Source organism: Marinoscillum sp. 108, assembly GCF_902506655.1.
Lineage (GTDB): Bacteria > Bacteroidota > Bacteroidia > Cytophagales > Cyclobacteriaceae > Marinoscillum > Marinoscillum luteum.
Genome location: NZ_LR734817.1, coordinates 76,064 through 97,668, shown reverse-complemented (window position 1 = coordinate 97,668; position 21,605 = coordinate 76,064). Strand labels below are relative to the sequence as shown.

Sequence of the window (21,605 nt, the reverse complement as noted above, 5' to 3'; positions counted from 1 at the left end):
TTAACCTGTCCAACCAAAAAAAGACGGCCATGTTTCCCAAAAAGACCGCCATCTTTTCAGAAAAGACGGCCATCTTTTCTCAAAAGATGGTTATGTTTTCCAAAAACATGGCCGTGAAATAAAAAAAGGTGGCTATGATTTATCTAATCGATGGTTATGACTTCACAGAACTCGACGATCAGGGCGCTCAGGGTCAGCTCGGAGGCCTTTGCTAAGGTTGTTCTTAGCCAGGAATAACTTCAATATGAATCAGAAAGGACGGGCCATCTTGACACACCTAATGTAACGCTCTCTTTTTCTCATCAAGGAGCCTTTAGCTAAGCCGGACAGGTCCACTGGGTCTGATTCTCTAATCATGAGTGATTTTTTATTACTTGGATTACCACTTCACAGCCACCTTACCAATGGATTTTCTGCCTTCCAGGTAGGCATGAGCATCTGAGAGCTGAGTGTAGGGGTACTCTTTGCCTACTGTGGGTTTAATGGCACCAGATTCTGCCAGGTCAATGACCGCCCGCAAAGAGCGCTGAAAGGCTTCAGGTTTGTGGTCAGCAATGCGGAGCATATTGATGCCAATAAGTGCAGTAGATTTAGTCACAAATCCGATTGGACTCCACCACCCAAATCCGAAAAGCAGTTTGAGCATTTTGATGATATTACCTCTGGCTTCTGTCATTTTGGAGGCTCCATAGAGTACGAGTCGTCCTCCCGGCCCCAGCAGTTTAAAGTCTTTTTTCACATAGTCTCCGCCAATGGGATTGAAGGTAGCGTCTAATTTTCGTCCGAAACCAAGTTTTTCTACTTCGGTCTGATAGTTCACTTCGCGGTAGTTGATGGGGTAGTCCACTCCAAGTTCACGGAGGTATTCCATCTTTTCTTCAGAACCGGCGGTGCCAAAGATCACACAACCCTTTCTTTTCAATAGCTGGACAAGGGCCGTGCCCACTCCCCCTGCGGCGGCATGTATGAGTACATGATCACCCCTGTAAAGGCTCACAGTCTCTTCAGCCGCAAAGTAAGCAGTGATGTACTGTGTGGCCAGGGCGGTGGCTTCTCCCACACTGAAGCGTTCAGGTATTTTGGCTACAGCCATGGCAGGAGAGATCACATGATCTGCGTACCCACCAAACCTCGTGAATGCCAACACTCGCTCGCCTATTTCAAACCCCTCTACTCCGGCACCGATGGCTTTGATGCGTCCTACATTTTCATAGCCTATGACCGCCGGAAGCGGTGGGCAGTCCCGGTAAATACCCAGCCGGGCCATGACATCAGCAAAGTTGAGACCGAAGCCCTCAGATTCAATAAGCAATTCACCACTCTTGGGTGTAGGCGTGGCCTGTTCGCGGAGTTCAAAGGCTTCATCTGCAGCTCCGTTTTTGACAAGGGCAAAGACTCTCATGAGCGGTTAATTTTTAGGTGTATTGAAATGATCATTCATTCTGGCTTCCAGTTCTGCCGTGCCGGCATAGGAAGGTGACAGTGACTGCTGTCCGGGAAATTTTTCCATCTGCAGGGTTTGTGTGGGGAAAGCGAAATTGACACCAAGCTTTTTACCCAGTTTAATGATCTCGATGAGCACTTCATGTCGGGCCTTCAACTCCGCTGGCCAGTCCGGAACCTCAAAGAAGATATAAAACATGATATTGAGAGAGAAAGTGGCCATGTCGTTGAAATAGATATTGTAGTAGTCTTTTCGGGTGTCCGGATGATTTTCTACAATCTTTCTCAGGCCTTTCACAAAGGTTTCTATCAGTTCGGGAGGGGTGTCGTAGGTCACCGCTATCTGGGTGTAAAAGCGGCGATATTGGCGCATGCCATGATTATCTATGGTGCTGTCGGCCAGTTTGCCGTTCGGCACGTACATCAGCGAGTTTCTAAAAGTACGGATTCTGGAAGACCTGAAACCCACTTCTTCTACGCTACCATCTATTTCGCCCGAGGTGATCCAGTCACCAATCTGGAAGGGCCGGTCGATGAAGATCATCAGCGACCCGAAGAAATTTTTGATGGTATCCTGGGCAGCCAGGGCAAAGGCCAGTCCACCAATGGAGAGCCCGGTAAGTAGCGGGATGATCGGAATATCCAGGTTTTGAAGGATGAAAAGCGTACCCACCCCCACTACGAAGGTTTTGAGGGTCTTTCTGAGCAATGGAACGAGCTGGTCGTCCAGAGTGCTTTCGGTCCGACGTGCCAGATTTTCCAGGTACATGGCCAGTATATCCACCAGCCTGTAAAACACAATGGTACCAAAAAGGGGCAGTAGCGCCCTAAGGATGAGCATGGACCAGTGAGCCACATCTGGCGGAAACTGCAATACAGGCAAGAAGACCCGGAGTAGCAGAATGACCACAAAAATACTGATTGGTCTGGCCACGGGAAGTAAGAAGCGATCAGCCAGACGTTCGTACCCTGCATTTAGTAGCATGCGGGTAATGAGTTGCTCAAAGAGAAACGTAAATATTTTGTGAATGACGACACAAAGCAAGGCAAGAATGAGCATACCCAGATACTGATACAGGTACAGGCCCATGATCTTGCGGGTACCCATTTTGGGGAGTAGTTCCAGTAGCTTATCCGTGCCAAACGGGAACACTTCATCGTGAAGTTCGTCTATTGAGCCAATGGAGGATTTGGAATACATCCATTGATTGCCCTGCTTCTCGAGGAAAATCTCTGGACGATCTTTACTAATCACATATTGAGCCCTGTTTCTTGTACTATCCCGGTAGTTAGGGTTTCTCGGCAACTCATCCATGTTGATGTAAGTACCTTCTCCGTCCCAGATTTGCTTCAGCTTGATGGCACTCTCAATAGCATCTTCTTTTTTGATACCTGAAAGGCCAAAAGGAACTGCCGCCAGGTTTTCATTGTAATGATCCTCCTGTAAGTAATAAAGGTGAGTTCTCACTGCGGCATATGGAGAGGATAAATCCACATAAAGCGAGTCCTGAGAAAACCCCCAAAAGGAGATGAAACAAAGTCCAACAAAAAGCAGTTGTTTGCTCATATTAATCTCGTTTTTTGGGGCAAAGGTAACCGTAAAATCCTTTTACCTTTGAGCCCTTTGTAAAAGCAAACTGAATTTATGAGTAATCCTTTTTTATCTGCATACAACACCCCTTTTGAAGTCCCGCCTTTTCATTTGATCAGGAATGAACACTATATGCCTGCCCTGAAACAGGCCATTACTGAAGCCCGTGAGGAAATTCAAAACATTGCCGAATCTACTGATCCAGCCACTTTTGAAAACACCATAGAAGCGCTGGAAAAGTCCGGAGCTCTTATGGAGCGGGTTACTTCCGTTCTGTTCAATTTGAACTCCGCTGAAACCAATGACGAGCTGCAAGGGGTAGCTCGTGAAGCCTCACCCTTGTTGTCAGAGTTTGATAATGAAGTGAAACAAAACACCCGCTTATGGGAGCGGATTAAGACGGTTTTCGAAAACCGTGAGCACCTGTCGCTCGACGGAGAACAATCGATGCTGCTGGACAAAACCTATAAAGGTTTTGTGAGAAGTGGCGCCGACCTGGATGGGGCTAAAAAAGAACGTTACAAGGAGATTTCTATCGAGCTTTCCAGGCTTTCACTTCAGTTTGGTGAAAACCTGCTGGCTGAGACCAATGATTTCCTGTATTTGGTGGAGAGTAAGGACGATTTGGCCGGCTTACCAAAGGATGTCATCAGCAGAGCTGCCAGCACGGCAAAACAGAAAGGACATGAAGGGAAATGGGCCTTTACGCTTCAGGCGCCCAGCTACATGCCGGTGATGGAATACGCCGACAACCGATCACTCCGGGAGAAGCTTTACAGGGCCTATATGTGCAAAGCCCTGAAAGGAAATGAACGGGATAATCAGGAGATCGTACTGCAGCTGTCCAAGCTGAGGGCTGAGAAGGCACAGTTGCTCGGGTACGGTACCTATGCTGAGTATGTACTGGAGGAACGAATGGCTGAATCTCCTGCCAGAGTTGAGGATTTCTTAAATGACCTGATGACGCGCGCGCTCCCCAAAGCAAAGGAGGAAGTGGAGGAGCTGCGTGCTTTCATGCAAGAGTTGGGTGCTGATCATGAACTTCAGCGATGGGATTGGGCTTACTACTCAGAGAAGCTCAGAAAGAAGAAGTATGATCTGGACGATGAACTCACCAAGCCCTATTTTAAATTAGAAAATGTGATCTCCGGAGTTTTTCAAACCGCAGAAAGGCTTTTTGATATTTCTTTCCGAAGAAACGAAGAAATCCCGGTGTATCACCCTGATGTTCAGGCTTATGAAGTGTTAGATGGCAAGGGGACCGTCGTTGCGATCTTCTTTGCAGATTTTTTCCCGAGGGATGGTAAACGTGGAGGCGCATGGATGACCTCTTACCGGGATCAGAAGAAAGTAGGAGGGGAGAAGGTGATTCCGCATGTATCTATCGTGTGCAATTTCACGCCTTCCTCAGAGGATGTGCCTTCCTTGCTCAAGTTTGATGAGGTCACCACCCTCTTTCATGAGTTTGGACATGCGCTGCATGGTATGCTGGCAGATACTCGCTATGCCAGTTTATCAGGCACTCACGTATACTGGGATTTTGTGGAGTTGCCTTCACAGATTTTGGAAAACTGGTGTTATGAAAAAGAGTGTCTGGATCTGTTTGCCAAGCATTTTGAAAATGGAGAGCTGATACCAGCAGAATATGTGAAAAGACTGAAGAAGAGTGCTACATACCATGAAGCGTATGCCACAGTGAGGCAGTTGAGTTTTGCCGCATTGGATATGAACTGGCATAACATTCCCTTTGAAAAGGCAGGGACGCTGGCTGATGTACGGGCAGTGGAGAACGAAGCGTTTGCTTCAACCGATTTGTTTCCGCCAGTGCCAAACACCAATATGAGTGTGCAGTTTGGGCACATTTTCGCAGGAGGATATGCGGCCGGATACTATAGCTACAAATGGGCAGAGGTTTTGGATGCAGATGCCTTTTCCGTTTTTCAGGAGAAGGGCGTGTTTGATAAGGCTACGGCACTATCATTCAAAGAAAACATCCTTAGCAGGGGTGGTACCGAACACCCGATGACTCTTTATAAGAAATTTAGAGGGAAAGCTCCTGCACCCGATGCGCTCCTGAAGCGCGCAGGATTGGGTTAATATTTGATCTCGCTGTAGAGGGTTTTACCCTCTGCTCTGAGGGTCTCCTGAATATCTGCCACAAGGCTGTCCAGCTCGTTTTTGAGTTTTTGTATTTCCTCTTTCATCATTGGAGAGGGACCAAAAACCAGCTCTTTTTCACTTGGTGAGACGAGCTTCTCACGATAATTTTTATCAGTGATAATGCGGTTGAGCTGTGCAGACACCACACCAATCAGACTGAGTGAGTACTCAGGGTTAAATTTGAGTTGCTTCTCAGGTATGGCATAGAGCATGGAGCCAATCTGATAGTTATTGAGGCCAATGGGTTCGTGAGCATCCCGTTGCAGGGTGCAGAGTAGCCGGATCATCTTTTTCAATCCGCCATTGCACCGTGTGTCTTTGGAGTTGATTCGGGCAATGTTCAGAAAGGGGAGATACTTTCTACGAGTTTTTTTAGCCAGGTTGTATTCGCTGATACCCCGGTCTATTTCCCTTTTAGAGGTCATGTATTCCGGATTTTGCAGCCAAATTGCCGGGAGTATTTTCACTTCACATGTGGGCTTCATGGTTCTTAACCTGATGTCAAGCTTATTGCTATAATCTACTTCTTTGAATGACAGGTCGCCCGAGAGTACTTCCAGGATTTCTCTTGCCATTCTCGATACGGTGTTCCATGGTTTGTTGTCAGTGGGTTTGGCCAAAACTAAAAGTTCCACTCCCCCATAGAGAACTACATGGGTTTCTGTCTGAATAGCCCCTTGATAACGAAAATCAACGCTCAAGTTAATGGCGGAGAAAGCCTTTTCGATTTTTTCCTGAATTCTCTTGGTGATGTGGAAGGTTTTGTAGGCGTAGGAAGGGTCAATTTCCTGCATGCCTTCCAGTGCATATTTCAGGCAGTCGGCGTATTCACTTTCTTCAAAGGCTTCGGAGATTATTGATTCCCGGAGTGCTTCGTCATATCTTCTTCCGAGAAGATTTTCCAATAAAACACTATAATCTTTGTTCATAGGAGGCCGTGATTCCAAGCAAAATAAGTATTAAGGGTGAAAATATGAATTTTAACTTAATAAAGTAGCATGAAAGACCGTCTTTGGCGCAAATTGAAGCTTTTGGTCTTGTATCGCCTTGGGTATATGGTATAAGCAGTTGGATGTTTTTTTGCAGAAAAATAGGAGGGTGATGAACTGAGAGTTGTTTTTTAAGAAAAAAAATGTTTTTCTTTGCATTCTTATGAAGCTGATAGCCGTCATATCTCGTACCCGATTCTGCTAATTCCTTAGCAGTGCTTAGGGGTTTCCCCCTAGTTGAGTTTTTCCAATTTTTTACATCGTATTATCATTTATCATGTCTGGAGCTATCAGTAAATTTCTGAGAATATTCAAATTATTTATCGCTGCCTTAAAGGGAACAGAAAGTGAATTCACCTCTGGCAGTATTAACAGAGCCATTTTTTTATTGTCAATACCCATGATTGCAGAGATGGTCATGGAATCTCTCTTTGCAGTAGCGGATGTTTTTTTCGTGTCGCGGGTGAGTGTCAATGCCGTGGCAACAGTGGGACTCACCGAGTCTGTACTGATGATCATCTATTCTGTGGCCATCGGATTGAGCATGGCTACCACGGCCATTGTGGCACGCCGGGTCGGCGAAAAGAAGTTCAAAAAAGCGAGTGATGCCGGATTTCAATCTATTTTTCTGGCGGTCATCATTGGTGCCCTTTTAGGGGGTGTAGGATATATCTTCGCTGAAGACATCCTGGTCCTAATGGGAGGGAAGCCAGATCTGATCGCTGAGGGATTGGGTTTTACCCAGATTATGCTGGCAGGTAACCTGAGTATCTTCTTGCTTTTTTTGAATAACGCCATATTTCGTGGCGCTGGGGATGCTGCCATTGCTATGAGGGCACTGTGGCTGGCCAATGGGCTCAATTTGATCCTGGATCCGCTGTTGATTTTCGGATGGGGACCCGTGCCGGCTTATGGAGTGGAGGGAGCTGCCATTGCTACTACATTAGGGAGATCAATAGGTGTGCTTTATCAGGTGTATCACCTGATGAATAGGCGAGGTATTATCAAGATTGGTTGGGCCAATGTGGTGATCAGGTTCAAAACCGTAGTGGAGCTCCTGAAGATTTCACTAGGCGGAATGGGCCAGTTTCTGATTGAGTCTGCCAGTTGGATTTTCCTGGTGAAGGTAATGTCCTTATTTGGTGCCGAGGCGCTGGCGGGATACACCATTGCCTTTAGGGTGATTGTATTTACCATTCTACCTTCATGGGGTATGTCCAATGCTGCAGCAACTCTGGTGGGGCAAAACCTCGGAGCTTCAGCTCCCGATAGGGCTGAGGAGTCTGTGTGGAAGACGGCTTTTTATAATATGATCTTCCTGGGGTTAGTGTCTGTGGTGTTCTATTTGGCTGCAGAGCCCATAATAGGCATTTTCACCGTGCAGCCGGGAGTAGTAAAGATTGCCGTATCCGCTTTGCAGATCATCTGCTTTGGGTATGTGTTTTTTGCTTACGGTATGGTGATAAGCCAGGCGTTTAACGGCGCTGGGGATACCAGAACCCCTTTGATTGTCAATTTCTTTGTCTTTTGGGTGATACAAATCCCGCTGGCCTATTGGCTATCAGTGTATCTGGACTGGCAGGCAAATGGAGTCTTTTTTACCATTGCATTTTGCCACTCTTTGCAGGCAGTCATCAGCATCCTGCTCTTTCGCAGGGGCAAGTGGAAAACCATGATGGTTTAGAATGACACAGAGATGAGTTCCAGGTTTCTGTCTACGGCACGGTAGATCTGGAACTCATTTTCATACTGCATGACCGAAATAGGCTGAGTAGCGGTAAGGGGTCTCCCGGTGAGCAATTGACCCTCTCGGTCATAGAGATAGAGGTAGGATCCACCCGGATCCACAAAAACAATGAATTCTGTACCTGCTCCCAAATGATAGTACTGATGATAAAGTGGAGTATTGGAGAAGTAGTTTTTCTCAAATAAAACCAGACCATTTTCATCAAGTACCTCATAGCTATTTTCTGTTCTGCGCAAAATAACGTAAGCATCGCCGGTCACGTCTTCAATGATCTGAAAATCGGTTTTTGCACCGGGTTTGTACAATTGCTCCCGCCGGGTAAGTCGGCCTTTCAGGCTGATTTCCATTAACTCACCACTGGTGGTCAGCAGGGTAATCGTGGATTTATCGAGGCTGTTGGCACTGCTCACAAACAGGTCGTCGGATATTTCCGAGTTGGTCTCGAGGGGGAAGCTGGCATAGTTGTCACCTTTTCGGTTGAGGACAAAGAGCTTACCATCTTTACGGATAGCAATGATCACATCTTTCCCATCTATCCTCCGATGCAATGGTGCTTGCACGAGGGGTTTTTCGAAGTTTTTAGGACTCCAGCCTGGCAGGGGTTTCAGGTCTTTGTCGGTGAGGTACATCAGGCCTTTGTCATCAGTGATGGCATACCGGTAATTTTTCGTGTTGTCATAATCAATGATGCCGAAATGCTCTATTTCCTTTATTTGAGCAAGTTTTTTAGGAAATTCGGGGAGGTAAGCCCCTGTGCGATCCAGTATGTGCACGGCCTCTTTCGTGGCGAAAATGTACTGTAGTTTTCCATTTTTATAATAATCAATTTGCCTTACATCACTGATGATGGGCGCTGAGATGGACTTATCCCAGATGACCGAAAAATCGGAACCAATGAGGTACACATTATTAGCAGTATCCTGCACAAATACTTCTTTGAGTTTGTTATTGTGGTTGGTAACAAGCCAGGGTTTGGTTTTGATAAAATCAGGAAGGGTGATAGACCTCAATGTTTTGATGCGTTCGGGTATACTTCTGTTTGGCAGGTTTGGCTGATAAATGGTGAGGTTGGTGTAAAATTTATCATCCACTGTGCTGAACTGAAAAGCCAGAAACTCCAGATTTTTAAAGGAAAACTGATGCTCAGCGAGATAGTCTTTCCACGATGGCTTCAGGCCGTTTAATAGCTGATTCCACGCTCTTGGTGTATTCACAAACAAGCTGAAGCTGGCCTCTTTATTGGTTTGATCCAGAAAGTGACTGATCCGAAGGGACTTGGTCCATGTGCCCTCATTTTCTATGGAGATGGTGAAATTTTTGAGCTGTTGAAGGTTGTTGCTAAACACCAGATTATTGCGATACTGGAGGTAATAGGAATCTTCAAAACCTCGCGCCAGGTTACCCAATAGTGCATAAGGAAAGTTGGCAACGGGAAGCTTACGGATTTCATAATCACCGTATTGCTCATGATACAGTGTGTCGCCGGTGGTGAGCATATGTCGCTCGCCTGCTGAGTTGAAAAACTTAAGGGCTTCACCCATGTCGTTCACTTCCAAAATCAGAAGTTGGTGATGTTCGCCGGTAGCGGCTGATTCCATCGTGATCAACCCTATTTCTTCATCCATCAGGTTGAAGGTGTAGTTCACATCAAAGTCTGCGTCCTTCAGGAGTTTGGCTTGGTATTTTAGAACATCAGGTGCGGTGGCTTGATAATACTGCTGGAGAGATGTGCCCAATGCAGCAGGATCCTTTGTACTGAAGTGGTAAAACCAGGATGCTTCAATGGGAATGATATTGGCAATGTCAAATTCTGCTCCGGAAGAAGTGCGGAAATTACTCAGAAACTGGGTTGGCTGATCTACAAAAGAAAAGCCGGTAAGGTTGGCAGTTTTATCTCCCACTTTGAGATCCAGAAAAGCCGATTTACCCAAATCCAGGTTGGTGGGATCTTGAGTGAAGATATTGATGAGCGCTGGAACCCTTTCTATGTTTAGGTAGATGTTACCATGATCTCTTTCGAGTTTAGTGAGGCGTTTCAGCTCTGGATTTTTCTGATCAAATCCCGTGGTTTCCTCATAGGAGACTGTACGGATAGCATCTTCCACCAGAAATGCGGAGAAACTTCCGATGAAGTAGTTCTTGTAAAAAATGTAAGTAAAACTATTGTCGGGGCCATCACCCACCAGTTCGGTGATGGTAAACCCTTCGTATTCTCTCGTGCGCTTCACGTAGTTGGCATCCTGGAAATGGGCCTGAGCTTTGCTAATGAAAGTTTGCTGCGAGAGGTTTTGAATCTCTACCACAAAGAGAAAGTCAAATGACTTACTGGAGGTAATATTGAGGGAAATCAGCAATGGATTCTCTGCAAAGAAATTTCGGAAATTTCCCTTGCCAGCCAGGCTGTCCAGCAGGTCTATGTTTTTGTCGATGTTCTCGACTTCCTGGAGGTAGCTGAGGTTTTTCCAGATGCTTGTTTGCTTGATTTCCTCCAGTGAAACCAGTGGTGTAGAGGTCTCATAGACCAGAACGGAAGTGCCCGGCACAAAAGACCACAGGGTGAGGTCAGCGTTTTTCACCCATTTGTCATAAGTGAAATATCCGGCACCCAGGAGTAATACAATTGATAAGAAAAGGAGAAACCGCTTCAACAGATCGCTGATTTTAGCACGAAGATACTAAGGAATCATTTGAATTTAAACGCAATAAAAAACCCCGAGGATATCGGGGTTTGAATTTTTAGTTTTAGGTGAAACTGGAGGAGAGAAACTCCCGGTTCAGCCTGGCTATGTTGGTCAGGCTAATTTCCTTGGGGCATTCTGCCGCACATGCACCAGTATTGGTACAAGCGCCGAAGCCTTCTTCATCCATTTGTGCCACCATTTTCTCAGCCCTCATCTTACGCTCCACCTGTCCCTGAGGCAGCAGGGCAAATTGGGAGACTTTGGCAGAGACAAAGAGCATCGCAGATGCGTTTTTGCATGCTGCTACACAGGCACCACAGCCGATACAAGTAGCTGCATCAAATGCATTGTCAGCATCTTCCTTATTGATCGGAATCGAATTGGCATCCTGAGTGTTTCCCGAGGTGTTCACCGAAATATACCCACCAGCATGCTGTATTCTGTCAAAAGAGCTTCTGTCCACGATCAAATCCTTGATCACCGGGAAAGCCTTGGCTCTGAATGGTTCGATGTACACGGTGTCTCCATCTTTGAATTTTCTCATGTGGAGCTGGCAGGTGGTGATGGCTGAGTCCGGACCATGCGGTTTTCCGTTGATCTGAAGAGAGCAAGCACCACAGATGCCTTCCCTGCAATCATGATCGAAGGCTACGGGATCGTCTCCCTTGCCGATAAGCTCATCGTTGAGAACATCAAGCATTTCCAGGAATGACATATCAGGGGACACATCCTTGATGTCATAGTTGACAATCTTCCCTTTATCGCCGGCGTTTTTCTGACGCCAAATTTTTAGTTTAAGGTCCATAATTCGGTATTTATTTTCCGTAAAGTGCCTTGCGGCTATTACTTGTAACTTCTTTCTTTTACTTCGATGTTTTCGTATTTCAACTCTTCTTTGTGAAGGACAGCATCTCCGGGTTCGCCTTTATATTCCCAGGCAGCAGCATATTGAAATTCAGGGTTTCTTTTAGCCTCTCCCTCTGGAGTTTGGTGTTCTTCTCTGAAGTGCCCACCACAAGATTCCTCACGGTGTAAGGCGTCTTTGGCAAACAATTCACCCAATTCAAGGAAATCAGCTACTCGTCCGGCTTTGGCCAACTCTTCATTGTATTCGTTGAGCGTACCCGGGATTTTCACATCCTTCCAGAAGGCTTCCCGGATTTCTTTGATTTCAACCATCGCCTCTTTCAACCCCTGAGCATTTCTGGCCATACCTACTTTGTCCCACATTACTTTGCCCAGCTTCTTGTGGAAGTAATCGACTGATTTAGTACCCTTGTTGTTGATGAGCCTCTCCAACTGATCCCGTACGCTTTTCTCTGCTTCGTCAAACTCAGGGGTATCTGTTGGGATTTTCCCTGTTCTGATGTCATTGGACAAGTAGTCTCCTATGGTATAGGGCAATACGAAATATCCATCAGCAAGCCCCTGCATCAGAGCTGAAGCTCCCAGTCTGTTTGCTCCGTGATCTGAGAAGTTGGCCTCACCTATCACATAACAGCCCGGGATGGTGGACATCAGGTTGTAATCCACCCAGGTACCACCCATGGTGTAGTGCACCGCTGGGTAGATCATCATGGGCATCTCGTATGGATTGTCATCTACGATCTTCTCATACATCTGGAAAAGATTGCCGTACTTAGACTTGATCACTTCCTTGCCCAGGTCGGTCACCACTTTTTTGTCATTTTCATCGAGTCCTTTCAGGTGAGCCTGCTCTTTGCCATACCGCTCTATGGCTGCAGCAAAGTCCAGGTATACGGCTTCTCCGGTGGCATTCACGCCAAATCCGGCATCACACCTTTCTTTGGCAGCTCTTGAGGCCACATCACGAGGCACGAGGTTACCAAAGGCGGGATATCTTCTTTCCAGATAATAGTCCCGGTCTTCCTCAGGCAGGTCTTTAGCTTTCAGCTTTCCGGCCCGAATGGCTTCTACATCTTCTTTCTTTTTGGGTACCCATATTCTGCCGTCATTCCTCAATGATTCAGACATGAGGGTCAGTTTGGATTGGTGATCACCGGATACCGGGATACAGGTAGGGTGAATTTGGGTATAACATGGGTTAGCAAACCAGGCACCTTTCTTGTGAATTTTCCAGGTGGCTGACACGTTGCTGCCCATGGCGTTGGTGGAGAGGAAAAATACGTTACCATATCCACCGGAAGCAATCACTACAGCGTGAGCAGAGTGCCTTTCTATTTCACCTGTTACCAGATCACGGGCAATGATACCCCGTGCTTTTCCGTCTACCATGACCAGTTCCAGCATCTCATGGCGGTTGTACATCTTTATTTTCCCACGGGCTATCTGCCTGTTCATGGCCGAGTATGCACCCAGTAGGAGCTGCTGACCCGTCTGACCTTTCGCATAGAATGTTCTCGACACCAGTACTCCTCCAAATGATCGGTTATCCAGTAGCCCACCATAATCACGGGCAAAGGGTACTCCCTGAGCTACACATTGGTCAATGATATTGGCAGAAACTTCGGCCAGTCTGTAAACGTTGGCCTCACGAGAGCGGTAATCTCCACCCTTTACAGTATCGTAAAATAATCTGTAGGTAGAGTCACCATCACCCTGGTAATTCTTAGCTGCGTTGATACCACCCTGAGCTGCAATGGAGTGAGCCCTTCTGGGGGAATCCTGAAAGCAAAATGTCTTTACGTTATACCCAAGCTCTGCAAGGGTGGCTGAGGCTGAACCTCCTGCCAGTCCGCTTCCAACAACGATAACGTCGATAAGGCGTTTGTTGGCGGGGTTAACCAGGTTGATATGATTTTTATAATTTGTCCACTTATCTGCAAGTGGGCCTTCTGGTAGTTGAGAGGGAAAATTAGAACCTATTTGCATGACTTGATTAGTGATTGATAAAGTGATAAAGAGCGATCAAAACGAATCCTATTGGGATAACGATGGCATAAGCCTGAGTGAATTTTTTGATGGCCGGGGTAAACTTGTTGTTGATCCCCATGGACTGAAGCGATGACTGAAAACCATGCAGCAAGTGAAGGGCTAACAGCACAAAGGAAATCACATAGGCACCGACTCTTAGTGGATTCTGAAACTTGTGTACCATTTCGCCATAGTAGCGGTCGGTTACTTCAGGCAACTGAGCCACATATTTGTAATTGATCTCCGGAATCCAGAAATCGATGAAATGGAGAGCCAGAAAAGCCAGTATTACCAGCCCACTGTAGATCATGTTTTGAGACATCCATGTCGCATTTCCAGTGTCTTTTTTAGCATACTTCATGGGGCGAGATGCTCTGTTTTTTGCTTCCAGCACAAACCCCATCACAAAGTGAAACACAACAGCAAAGATCAATACCGGCTGAAGCAGAAATTGCACCACCGGATTGGTACCCATGAAATGGGAGGCCTCATTAAAGGCATCTGCACTGATCACCGAAAGCATGTTGGTCGTCAGGTGCATTAGCAGGAATAAGACCAGGAATATTGCCGAAAGGGCCATAGCAAACTTTCTGCCTATGGTACTCGAAAAGGTATTGGAAAACCAACTCATATGATTATCTGAATTTCTAATTTATGTCGGATTCAAAGGTAGTCCCCAAGTTCCACCCAAACAATCTACGGCCTTATTTTGAATCTGTCTAAATAACTTAGTTTAAGTTCAGTTAGGGGTTATTCTCTAATTTAACTGTTTTGAATGGCGAACCCTGTGTTTATCTGAGATGTTTGAAGAATCAAGAAAAATATTTATTGCTTTCATGCTGTCTGTGATAGCGTATACGGCAGGTGCTACGCACATTGCTGGTGGGTACATCAGTATCAAAAAGGTGGAAGGTACTACTGTCACATTCAGTGTCTGTGGTTTTAGTGACGCAGCTTCCTCTGTCCACTTTGGGAGCGGAGTTTTGTCTTTCGGTGACGGAGCAGTCAATAGTGCGGAGGTGGTAGTGAACCGCAAGCCGATATCAGATCATCATGATTTGGTTGCCTTTGAGGTGTCACATACCTACGCTGCTCCCGGAGCGTACAAGGTGAGTTATGTGGAGAACCACCGGACTGAAGGAGTCATGAATGTCAATAACTCTGGCAATGAAAGTTTTTATATAGAGACTACTTTTTTGATCGATCCGTTTTTTCAAAACTCTTTTCCGGTGTTTGATGCATCGCATTTATTGCTAGCTGCCAACGCGGGTAGGTTTGCTCAGGCCTTACAAGTGAATGATGCAGATGGGGATTTGCTGGTCTTTAGTTTGGTTACACCGAAGAAAGGGAGGGATATGCCAGTATCCGGCTATCATTTTGCAGGAGCTGCAATGGACCCTTTTACCGGTAATATGTCATGGGATGTAGGGGATCATCCCTCTGGACATGAGCCACTTTATACTTTTGCCATCCAGGTGGAGGAGATGAGAGAGCAGGAGGGAAGTTGGTTTACACTGAGTCAGACGATTTTGGATTTTAATGCTGAAGTCATCGCTTCTTCACTGGATCACCCAACTTTAGAAGGCGTGCTTTCAGTGTGTGATGCGGAGGAGTTTTACCTGAAGGTGCAGCAGGTAGACCAGTGCTCTTTACAAGTGGAGCTGCCTTTTTATCAGTTGTTGGATGGGAGTACTTCTGCTTCCCTGAATGACCTATCTATTCATAAAGACACCATTTTTTATTTTGATCTGATTCCATCCACAAAAAGCTACGATTATGGGCATATCAGGGTCCACTCCGAGGGTTATGTCCAGAGTAGGAATGTTTTTTACAGTCAGGATTGTGAATCATTTACAGCGATCAGAAGTGTGGTGACTGGTGCTCCACCCCATTCGGAAGATATTTCTGTGTATCCCAATCCGTCGGATGGAGATTTTAAAATAAACGATAGATCAGGCAACCTTTCCTATTATAAAATCATTACCCTATCGGGCAAACAGATTTATGCAGAAATGGTCCAAAATCCTTTAGTATCTTTAAGCCATCAAGGTAATTTGCAGCCTGGAACTTATATTATCCAATTTTTCGATGGTTTTGATCGTTTGATTGGGGTGAAAAAGTTGCTAATTGTTGAATGATTTGAATGAAGAATAGCACGGTTAATCCTTTCGTTATCAAAATAGCTTGCTGGCTCATCCTGTTGGGTTTGAGCATCAGTAGTGCTTATGCCACTCACATTCGTGCAGGTGAAATCACCGCCAAGCGAATCAACAATCTCACGTTGACTTATGAATTTACTTTCACCGGATATCGGGATTCCGGATCGGTCATTCATTTTGGTGATGGTATTTTTCGGTTTGGCGATAGCGAAATTCAGGAGCGGGGTTTCAATATTGTGGAGACGCCTATCGACAATGAAATAGAAATGGTGCAGTTCAAAGTGGTGCATACCTACCAGGCTGCCAACTCCTACGTGGTGAGTTATGAAGAGAAGTTTCGCAATGAGGGAATCATTAACATGGATAATTCAGTGAATACCACGTTTTATGTGGAGTCCATGATTGTGATCGACCCTTTTTTCGGTTTGAATAACACGCCTGTGCTTTTAGTGCCCCCTATAGACTTTGCCGCAGTGGGTGCCAAATTTATTCATAACCCCGGAGCCTTTGATCCGGACGGAGACAGCCTTTCGTACAAATTTGTAATCCCTAAGCAGGCCCGTGGTGCCGAGGTGAATAACTATCGTGTTATGAATGCTCCCGAATTTTACACCATCCCCAATCAGGGCAATGAAGCGCTGAATGATTTCGCTAAACTGACAATGGACCCGGTGCGGGGAGACCTGGAGTGGGATGCTCCGGGCGACGTGCTGAATCAGGGAGATGTGGCTGAATACAATGTGGCCTTTGTCATTGAAGAGTGGCGGCAAGTGGCGGGGCAGTGGTTTAAGCTTGGGTATGTGACCCGAGATATGCAAATCATAGTGAAGAAAACAGATAATGAACGCCCGGAACTGGAAGTGCCGGAGGATTTGTGCGTAGAAGCTGGAGAGACTGTCAGCGAGATTATTCAGGGTACTGATCCTGATGGACAGCAGGTGAAGCTTGAGGCCTATGGAGGTCCTTTTGAAGTGAATGGTAGTTCAGCCACTTACAAGCCGGATCCTGCCACCTTTCAGGGCCCCCCAGGTTTTTTATCGTTTGAGTGGGAAACAGAATGTGGCCATGTGCGCGTGCGACCCTATGAGGTGCAGTTCAAGGTCACCGATAACCCAGATGTAGGGCCTAGATTAGTGAATTTTGAAACCCTATTGATCACTGTGGTGGGGCCTTCTCCGAAAGGCCTGGAGTCGAGTCTTCAAACAGGAAAATCCATCAGGCTGAAGTGGGATAAATATAATTGTGTGAATGCCGAATCTATGCAGATATGGAGGAGAGTGGGGGAGTTTGAAATAGAGGCTGACGAGTGTAATGTAGGGATGCCTGCTAATTCGGGCTACAGACTGATCGATGAAATCCCCATGCTGGATCCCGACACTCAAAATCCGATCACAGAATACCTGGATAACAACGATGGGAAAGGTCTGGCTCCCGGCGCGAAATATTGCTACAGGTTAGTCGCTACTTTCCCTTTGCCGGGTGGTGGTGAGAGCTATGTGTCTGAGGAAGTATGCGATAGCATCGTCATCGATGCACCAGCCATCACCAATGTGGACGTGCTCACTACCAGTGAAACGGATGGAAGGATTTTGGTCCGCTGGGCTCCGCCGTATCAGATAGACCAGATACTGTACCCTCCTGACTATAAATATGATATTTTCCGTGCGGAGGGTTTGAATCCCTCCGCTACCAAACCTTATCAGCTAATAGCATCAGGTATTACCGATACGGTGTTTACCGATATTGGCCTCAATACATTCGCAAATGCTTACCATTATTTTGTACGCTTTTATGATGCCGGGGGTGTGCTGGTGGACTCATCAGCCACAGCCAGTAGCGTGCGGTTGGCCCTGAGGCCTTTGTTGAAGTCAATTGAGCTCAATTGGGCAGCATCGGTACCCTGGTCCAATACTGTTCAGGATTATCCATACCATTATATCTATAGGGATCAGGTAGTGAGTACGGATCTGGATCAAATGGTGCTGATAGATTCTGTGGATGTTACATCTGAAGGTTTTTACTACCTGGACAATGGTGATTTTAATGGAGAGGTGCTGGATGAAGACATAGAATACTGCTATGCGGTGACTGCTCAGGGCTCTTACTTCAATCCTTTGCTTCCAGAACCCTTGATCAATCGCTCCCAAATAGGATGTGGCCAGCCCAACGATACCATTCCACCTTGTTCACCTCCGGTGGTGACCATTGCCGATCAAATGGATTGTGCGAGTATGTTGGCCAGTCAACCTTGTGGTTCTAATAACTATACTCAGAGTCTGAGCTGGACATCTGACGAAAATCCGGATTGTGATGATGATATCTCCTTCTACAATGTGTACTTCACGCCGAGTGGTCGCGAAGAAGACTATTCAATCATTGCTACCCCGTCGGATACACGGTTTGATCATACGGATCTTACCTCTCTGAAGGGTTGCTACAGGATCTCAGCTGTAGACAGGTCTGGTAATGAGAGTGAGCTGACAGAGGAAATCTGCAATGACAACTGTCCGGTCTATAAACTGCCGAATGTTTTCACTCCCAATAATGATGGCATCAATGATGTTTTCAGTCCACTTTATAAAAAAGGACTCAACATTGCCAGTTTCAACGATGCGGATTGTCCCAGGTTTGTCCTTCAGGTAGATTTCAGGGTTTTTGACCGATCGGGATCGGAGCTGTATGTCTACAATTCATTTGAAAACCCGGAAGGGATTTACATTAATTGGGATGGAAAGAACAAATGGGGACAGGAGCTCCCCGCAGGGGTTTACTATTATGTAGCTGAAGTCACTGTGGATGTGCTAAACCCTAAAGACACCAAATGGACGTTGAACGGTTGGTTGCAAATTCTGAAGTAGCAGATACTCCCATTATCTTTTTTGACGGGGTGTGTAATCTCTGTAATTCCGCAGTGAATTTTGTAATAGACCGGGATACGGACAAACAATTTCATTTTGCTTCGCTTCAGTCTGACTTTGCCAAAGGGAAATTGGACCAATATCAGGTGGATCCATCTTTGCTTCAGAGCATACTTCTACTGAAAAAGGGTCGATTATACCACAAAAGTGGTGCAGCGCTGGAGATAGGGATGCTTTTGGGAGGTCCATGGCGTCTGCTCCTGGTTTTTAAAATCATTCCGAAGTTTATCAGAGATTTCATTTATGACTGGATTGCCAAAAACCGCTACCGGTGGTTTGGAAAGCGGGAAACATGCCGGGTGCCTACGCCCGATTTGAAGGAAAGATTTCTCGATTCTTACTGATGTTTCGTAGCTTTGCCCGCTTAAATAACCAATCAACTCAAAACGTAACATATGAAGTCATTTGTATTCCCTGGGCAGGGAGCACAGTTTCCTGGTATGGGGAAGGATTTGTACGATAGCAGCCCTAAGGCTAAGCAACTCTTTGATCAGGCTGATGATGTTTTAGGTTTCAAACTTTCAACGATCATGTTTGAGGGTACGGCCGATGAGCTCAAGCAGACCAAAGTGACACAACCGGCCATTTTTTTACACAGTGTGGTTACCGCTTTGATTTCCGATGCCTTCGAGCCAGATATGGTGGCCGGTCATTCCCTCGGGGAGTTTTCAGCACTTGTGGCCAATGGTGCGCTGAGTTTTGAGGACGGACTCACATTGGTGTCTAAGCGAGCAATGGCAATGCAAAAGGCCTGTGAGCTGCAGGAGTCCACGATGGCCGCAGTTTTGGGGTTGGCTGACGAGGTAGTAGAAGAGATTTGTGCAGGCATCGATGAGGTGGTCGTTGCAGCCAATTACAATTGCCCGGGTCAGCTGGTTATCTCAGGCTCCATCAAGGGTGTGGAAATAGCTTGCGAGCAACTGAAAGCCGCTGGCGCAAAAAGAGCGTTGATATTGCCGGTAGGGGGTGCCTTCCATTCGCCTTTGATGGAACCTGCACGTGAAGAACTGGCGGCGGCCATTGAAGCCACGACTTTTGGCGCACCCAAGTGTCCTGTTTATCAAAATGTGGATGCCAAGGGGCATATTGACATTATGGAGATCAAGTCCAATCTGGTTTCTCAGCTTACTGCACCAGTTAGGTGGACACAGAGTGTGAATGCCATGATCGCAGACGGAGCCACGTCATTTGTGGAATGTGGTCCTGGAAAAGTGCTACAAGGATTGATCAGGAAGATAGATTCGGGAGTAGAGACTGCCAGCATCTGATGCGACACCTCCGTTCCATATCACTAATGATTTCTATTGCCTTGCTTTTGATCGTGGGAGGGTGCCGAAAAGGCCCCTCAAACTCGATAGATAAAAGCAGACAAATCAAGAAAGGGAAACCGATACCTTGCCCAATCAAAGACTGTTGATGCATAAGATTACCATTGCCATAGATGGCTTTTCGGGTACAGGAAAAAGCTCTACCGCTAAAAAAGTAGCCGGTGAGCTGGGCTATACCTATATAGATAGTGGAGCGATGTACAGGGCCACCACTCTCTATTTTCTGGAACAAGACGTTTCTTTGGATGACGCGAGCCAGGTTGAGCATGCTTTGGACACACTGGATATTCGCTTTGAGGAAGGTCATGTGTTGCTGAATGGTCTGGACGTATCAAATGAAATTCGCACCATGCGGGTCAATGAGCATGTGAGTGCGGTAAGCACTATCGCAGTGGTGAGACATGCCATGGTGGCCCAGCAACAGAAAATAGGAAAGGGCAAAGGGATCGTGATGGACGGAAGGGATATTGGTACGGTGGTGTTTCCGGGTGCTGAACTCAAGGTATTTATGACAGCCGATACCAGGATTCGGGCTGAGCGGCGCCAGAGTGAATTAGCAGAAAAGGGCATCATTGAGGAACTTAATGTGATCGAAAATAATTTATCACAGCGTGATGAAATTGATTCCACAAGGTCTGAATCCCCACTGCGGAAGGCAGAGGATGCTGTAGAAATAGATACCTCAAATTTGACTTTTGCCGATCAGGTTCATAAAATTGTATCCCTAGCCAAAGAGAAAATCCATGCAAGTTGAGATAGATCCACATTCAGGGTATTGTTTCGGAGTTGAGTTTGCCATACAAATGGCCGAAGACGAAATGGAAGGCGGGCAGGAGCTCTATTGTCTCGGGGATATCGTGCACAATGCCATGGAAGTAGAGCGCTTATACGCCAAGGGTTTGAGAACCATTACCAGAGAAGAACTGGAGGAGTTGCATGACTGTAAGGTGCTGATCCGGGCACATGGTGAGCCACCAGAGACTTATGAAACAGCTCTGAAAAACAACATTGAACTGATTGATGCCTCCTGTCCGGTGGTATTGAAACTTCAAAACAGAATTAAGCACTCCTACGACAAAGCCGTGACCAGCAATGGTCAGGTGGTCATCTATGGCAAGCCGGGACATGCCGAAGTGATCGGACTGACTGGACAAACCAATGATGAGGCGATTATTATCACCTCAGAGGAGGATTTGGATCAGATTGATTTTGCCAGACCAGTCACACTGTACAGTCAGACCACCAAAAGCACCAAGGGCTTTTATCACATCAAGGAGCTGATAGAGGAGCGAATTAAAAAGGAAAAGGGTGAGTTCACAGTAGAGGACTTTAACGCCAATGACAGCATCTGCCGTCAGGTTTCGAACAGGGAGCCCAAAATGGTGGAGTTTTCCCATAAGCATGATGTCGTGCTTTTTGTTTCCGGAAAGAAGAGTTCCAATGGCCGAGCTTTATATAATGTATGTCTGGAAAATAATACCCGGAGTTACTTCATCGAAAATGAAACTGAGATCGACCTGGATTGGATTCGTCAGGAGGATCGGGTGGGTATTTGTGGAGCCACTTCTACGCCCCGCTGGTTGATGGAAAAAGTAGCGGATTTCTTACAGGCGCAGGAGCCTCAGTTGGCAGGAGTCTGACTCTTTTCCTGATGTGGAAAAACAGTTTTCTATTGATGCTGCCAAACATTTCAT

At 46.3% G+C, this 21,605-nt stretch carries 15 protein-coding genes; 8 read left to right on the top strand and 7 right to left on the bottom strand.

What is annotated here, in order from left to right; translation table 11 throughout:
• Positions 1–379: 379 nt before the first annotated feature.
• Positions 380–1,402: a zinc-binding dehydrogenase gene (locus GV030_RS17770; protein WP_159584708.1), complete on the bottom strand. Its 1,023-nt coding sequence runs from the start codon at positions 1,400–1,402 to the stop codon at positions 380–382.
• 6 nt (positions 1,403–1,408) lie between these two features.
• Complete coding sequence (locus tag GV030_RS17765; protein ID WP_159584707.1) at positions 1,409–3,010, bottom strand: mechanosensitive ion channel family protein; 1,602 nt, start codon at positions 3,008–3,010, stop codon at positions 1,409–1,411.
• Between the two features lie 78 nt (positions 3,011–3,088).
• Between GV030_RS17765 and GV030_RS17760 the strand changes: the two genes are divergently transcribed.
• Positions 3,089–5,131 (top strand): M3 family metallopeptidase, encoded by a 2,043-nt coding sequence (locus tag GV030_RS17760; protein WP_159584706.1) that lies wholly within the window; start codon positions 3,089–3,091, stop codon positions 5,129–5,131.
• Here GV030_RS17760 and GV030_RS17755 read toward each other — a convergent pair.
• Positions 5,128–6,123 (bottom strand): hypothetical protein, encoded by a 996-nt coding sequence (locus tag GV030_RS17755; protein ID WP_159584705.1) that lies wholly within the window; start codon positions 6,121–6,123, stop codon positions 5,128–5,130. The genes GV030_RS17760 and GV030_RS17755 overlap by 4 nt on opposite strands.
• Positions 6,124–6,460: 337 nt before the next feature.
• On the opposite strand from GV030_RS17755, the gene GV030_RS17750 reads away from it, so the two are divergent.
• A complete protein-coding gene (locus GV030_RS17750; RefSeq protein WP_159584704.1) occupies positions 6,461–7,867 on the top strand; it encodes an MATE family efflux transporter in 1,407 nt (468 codons plus the stop codon).
• Here the strand turns inward: GV030_RS17750 and GV030_RS17745 are convergent.
• The 4 genes from GV030_RS17745 to GV030_RS17730 form a co-directional block, all read right to left on the bottom strand.
• Positions 7,864–10,578, bottom strand: coding sequence for a hypothetical protein (locus GV030_RS17745; RefSeq protein WP_159584703.1), 2,715 nt, complete (start codon positions 10,576–10,578; stop codon positions 7,864–7,866). The genes GV030_RS17750 and GV030_RS17745 overlap by 4 nt on opposite strands.
• A gap of 94 nt (positions 10,579–10,672) precedes the next feature.
• The gene (locus tag GV030_RS17740; RefSeq protein ID WP_159584702.1) at positions 10,673–11,416 is read right to left on the bottom strand and encodes a succinate dehydrogenase/fumarate reductase iron-sulfur subunit; all 744 of its coding nucleotides are present in this window, start codon (positions 11,414–11,416) and stop codon (positions 10,673–10,675) included.
• Positions 11,417–11,454: 38 nt separating this feature from the next.
• Positions 11,455–13,464, bottom strand: a complete 2,010-nt coding sequence (locus GV030_RS17735; RefSeq protein WP_159584701.1) for a fumarate reductase/succinate dehydrogenase flavoprotein subunit — start codon at positions 13,462–13,464, stop codon at positions 11,455–11,457.
• Positions 13,465–13,471: 7 nt separating this feature from the next.
• Positions 13,472–14,137, bottom strand: a complete 666-nt coding sequence (locus GV030_RS17730) for a succinate dehydrogenase cytochrome b subunit (RefSeq protein ID WP_159584700.1) — start codon at positions 14,135–14,137, stop codon at positions 13,472–13,474.
• Positions 14,138–14,306: 169 nt separating this feature from the next.
• On the opposite strand from GV030_RS17730, the gene GV030_RS17725 reads away from it, so the two are divergent.
• From GV030_RS17725 to GV030_RS17700, 6 genes are all read left to right on the top strand, one after another.
• Entirely contained in the window at positions 14,307–15,644 is a 1,338-nt protein-coding gene (locus tag GV030_RS17725; RefSeq protein WP_159584699.1) for a T9SS type A sorting domain-containing protein, read from the top strand.
• A 5-nt stretch (positions 15,645–15,649) separates the two neighbouring features.
• Positions 15,650–18,523, top strand: a complete 2,874-nt coding sequence (locus GV030_RS17720) for a gliding motility-associated C-terminal domain-containing protein (protein WP_159584698.1) — start codon at positions 15,650–15,652, stop codon at positions 18,521–18,523.
• On the top strand, positions 18,487–18,927 hold the full coding sequence (locus GV030_RS17715; RefSeq protein WP_159584697.1) for a thiol-disulfide oxidoreductase DCC family protein: 441 nt from the start codon (positions 18,487–18,489) through the stop codon (positions 18,925–18,927). The genes GV030_RS17720 and GV030_RS17715 overlap by 37 nt, the downstream gene beginning before the upstream one ends.
• A 51-nt stretch (positions 18,928–18,978) precedes the next feature.
• Complete coding sequence (gene fabD / locus GV030_RS17710; protein ID WP_159584696.1) at positions 18,979–19,851, top strand: ACP S-malonyltransferase; 873 nt, start codon at positions 18,979–18,981, stop codon at positions 19,849–19,851.
• A 148-nt stretch (positions 19,852–19,999) separates the two neighbouring features.
• Positions 20,000–20,665, top strand: a complete 666-nt coding sequence (gene cmk / locus GV030_RS17705) for a (d)CMP kinase (protein ID WP_159584695.1) — start codon at positions 20,000–20,002, stop codon at positions 20,663–20,665.
• Positions 20,655–21,551, top strand: coding sequence for a 4-hydroxy-3-methylbut-2-enyl diphosphate reductase (locus GV030_RS17700; RefSeq protein WP_159584694.1), 897 nt, complete (start codon positions 20,655–20,657; stop codon positions 21,549–21,551). The genes cmk and GV030_RS17700 overlap by 11 nt, the downstream gene beginning before the upstream one ends.
• Positions 21,552–21,605: the final 54 nt, after the last annotated feature.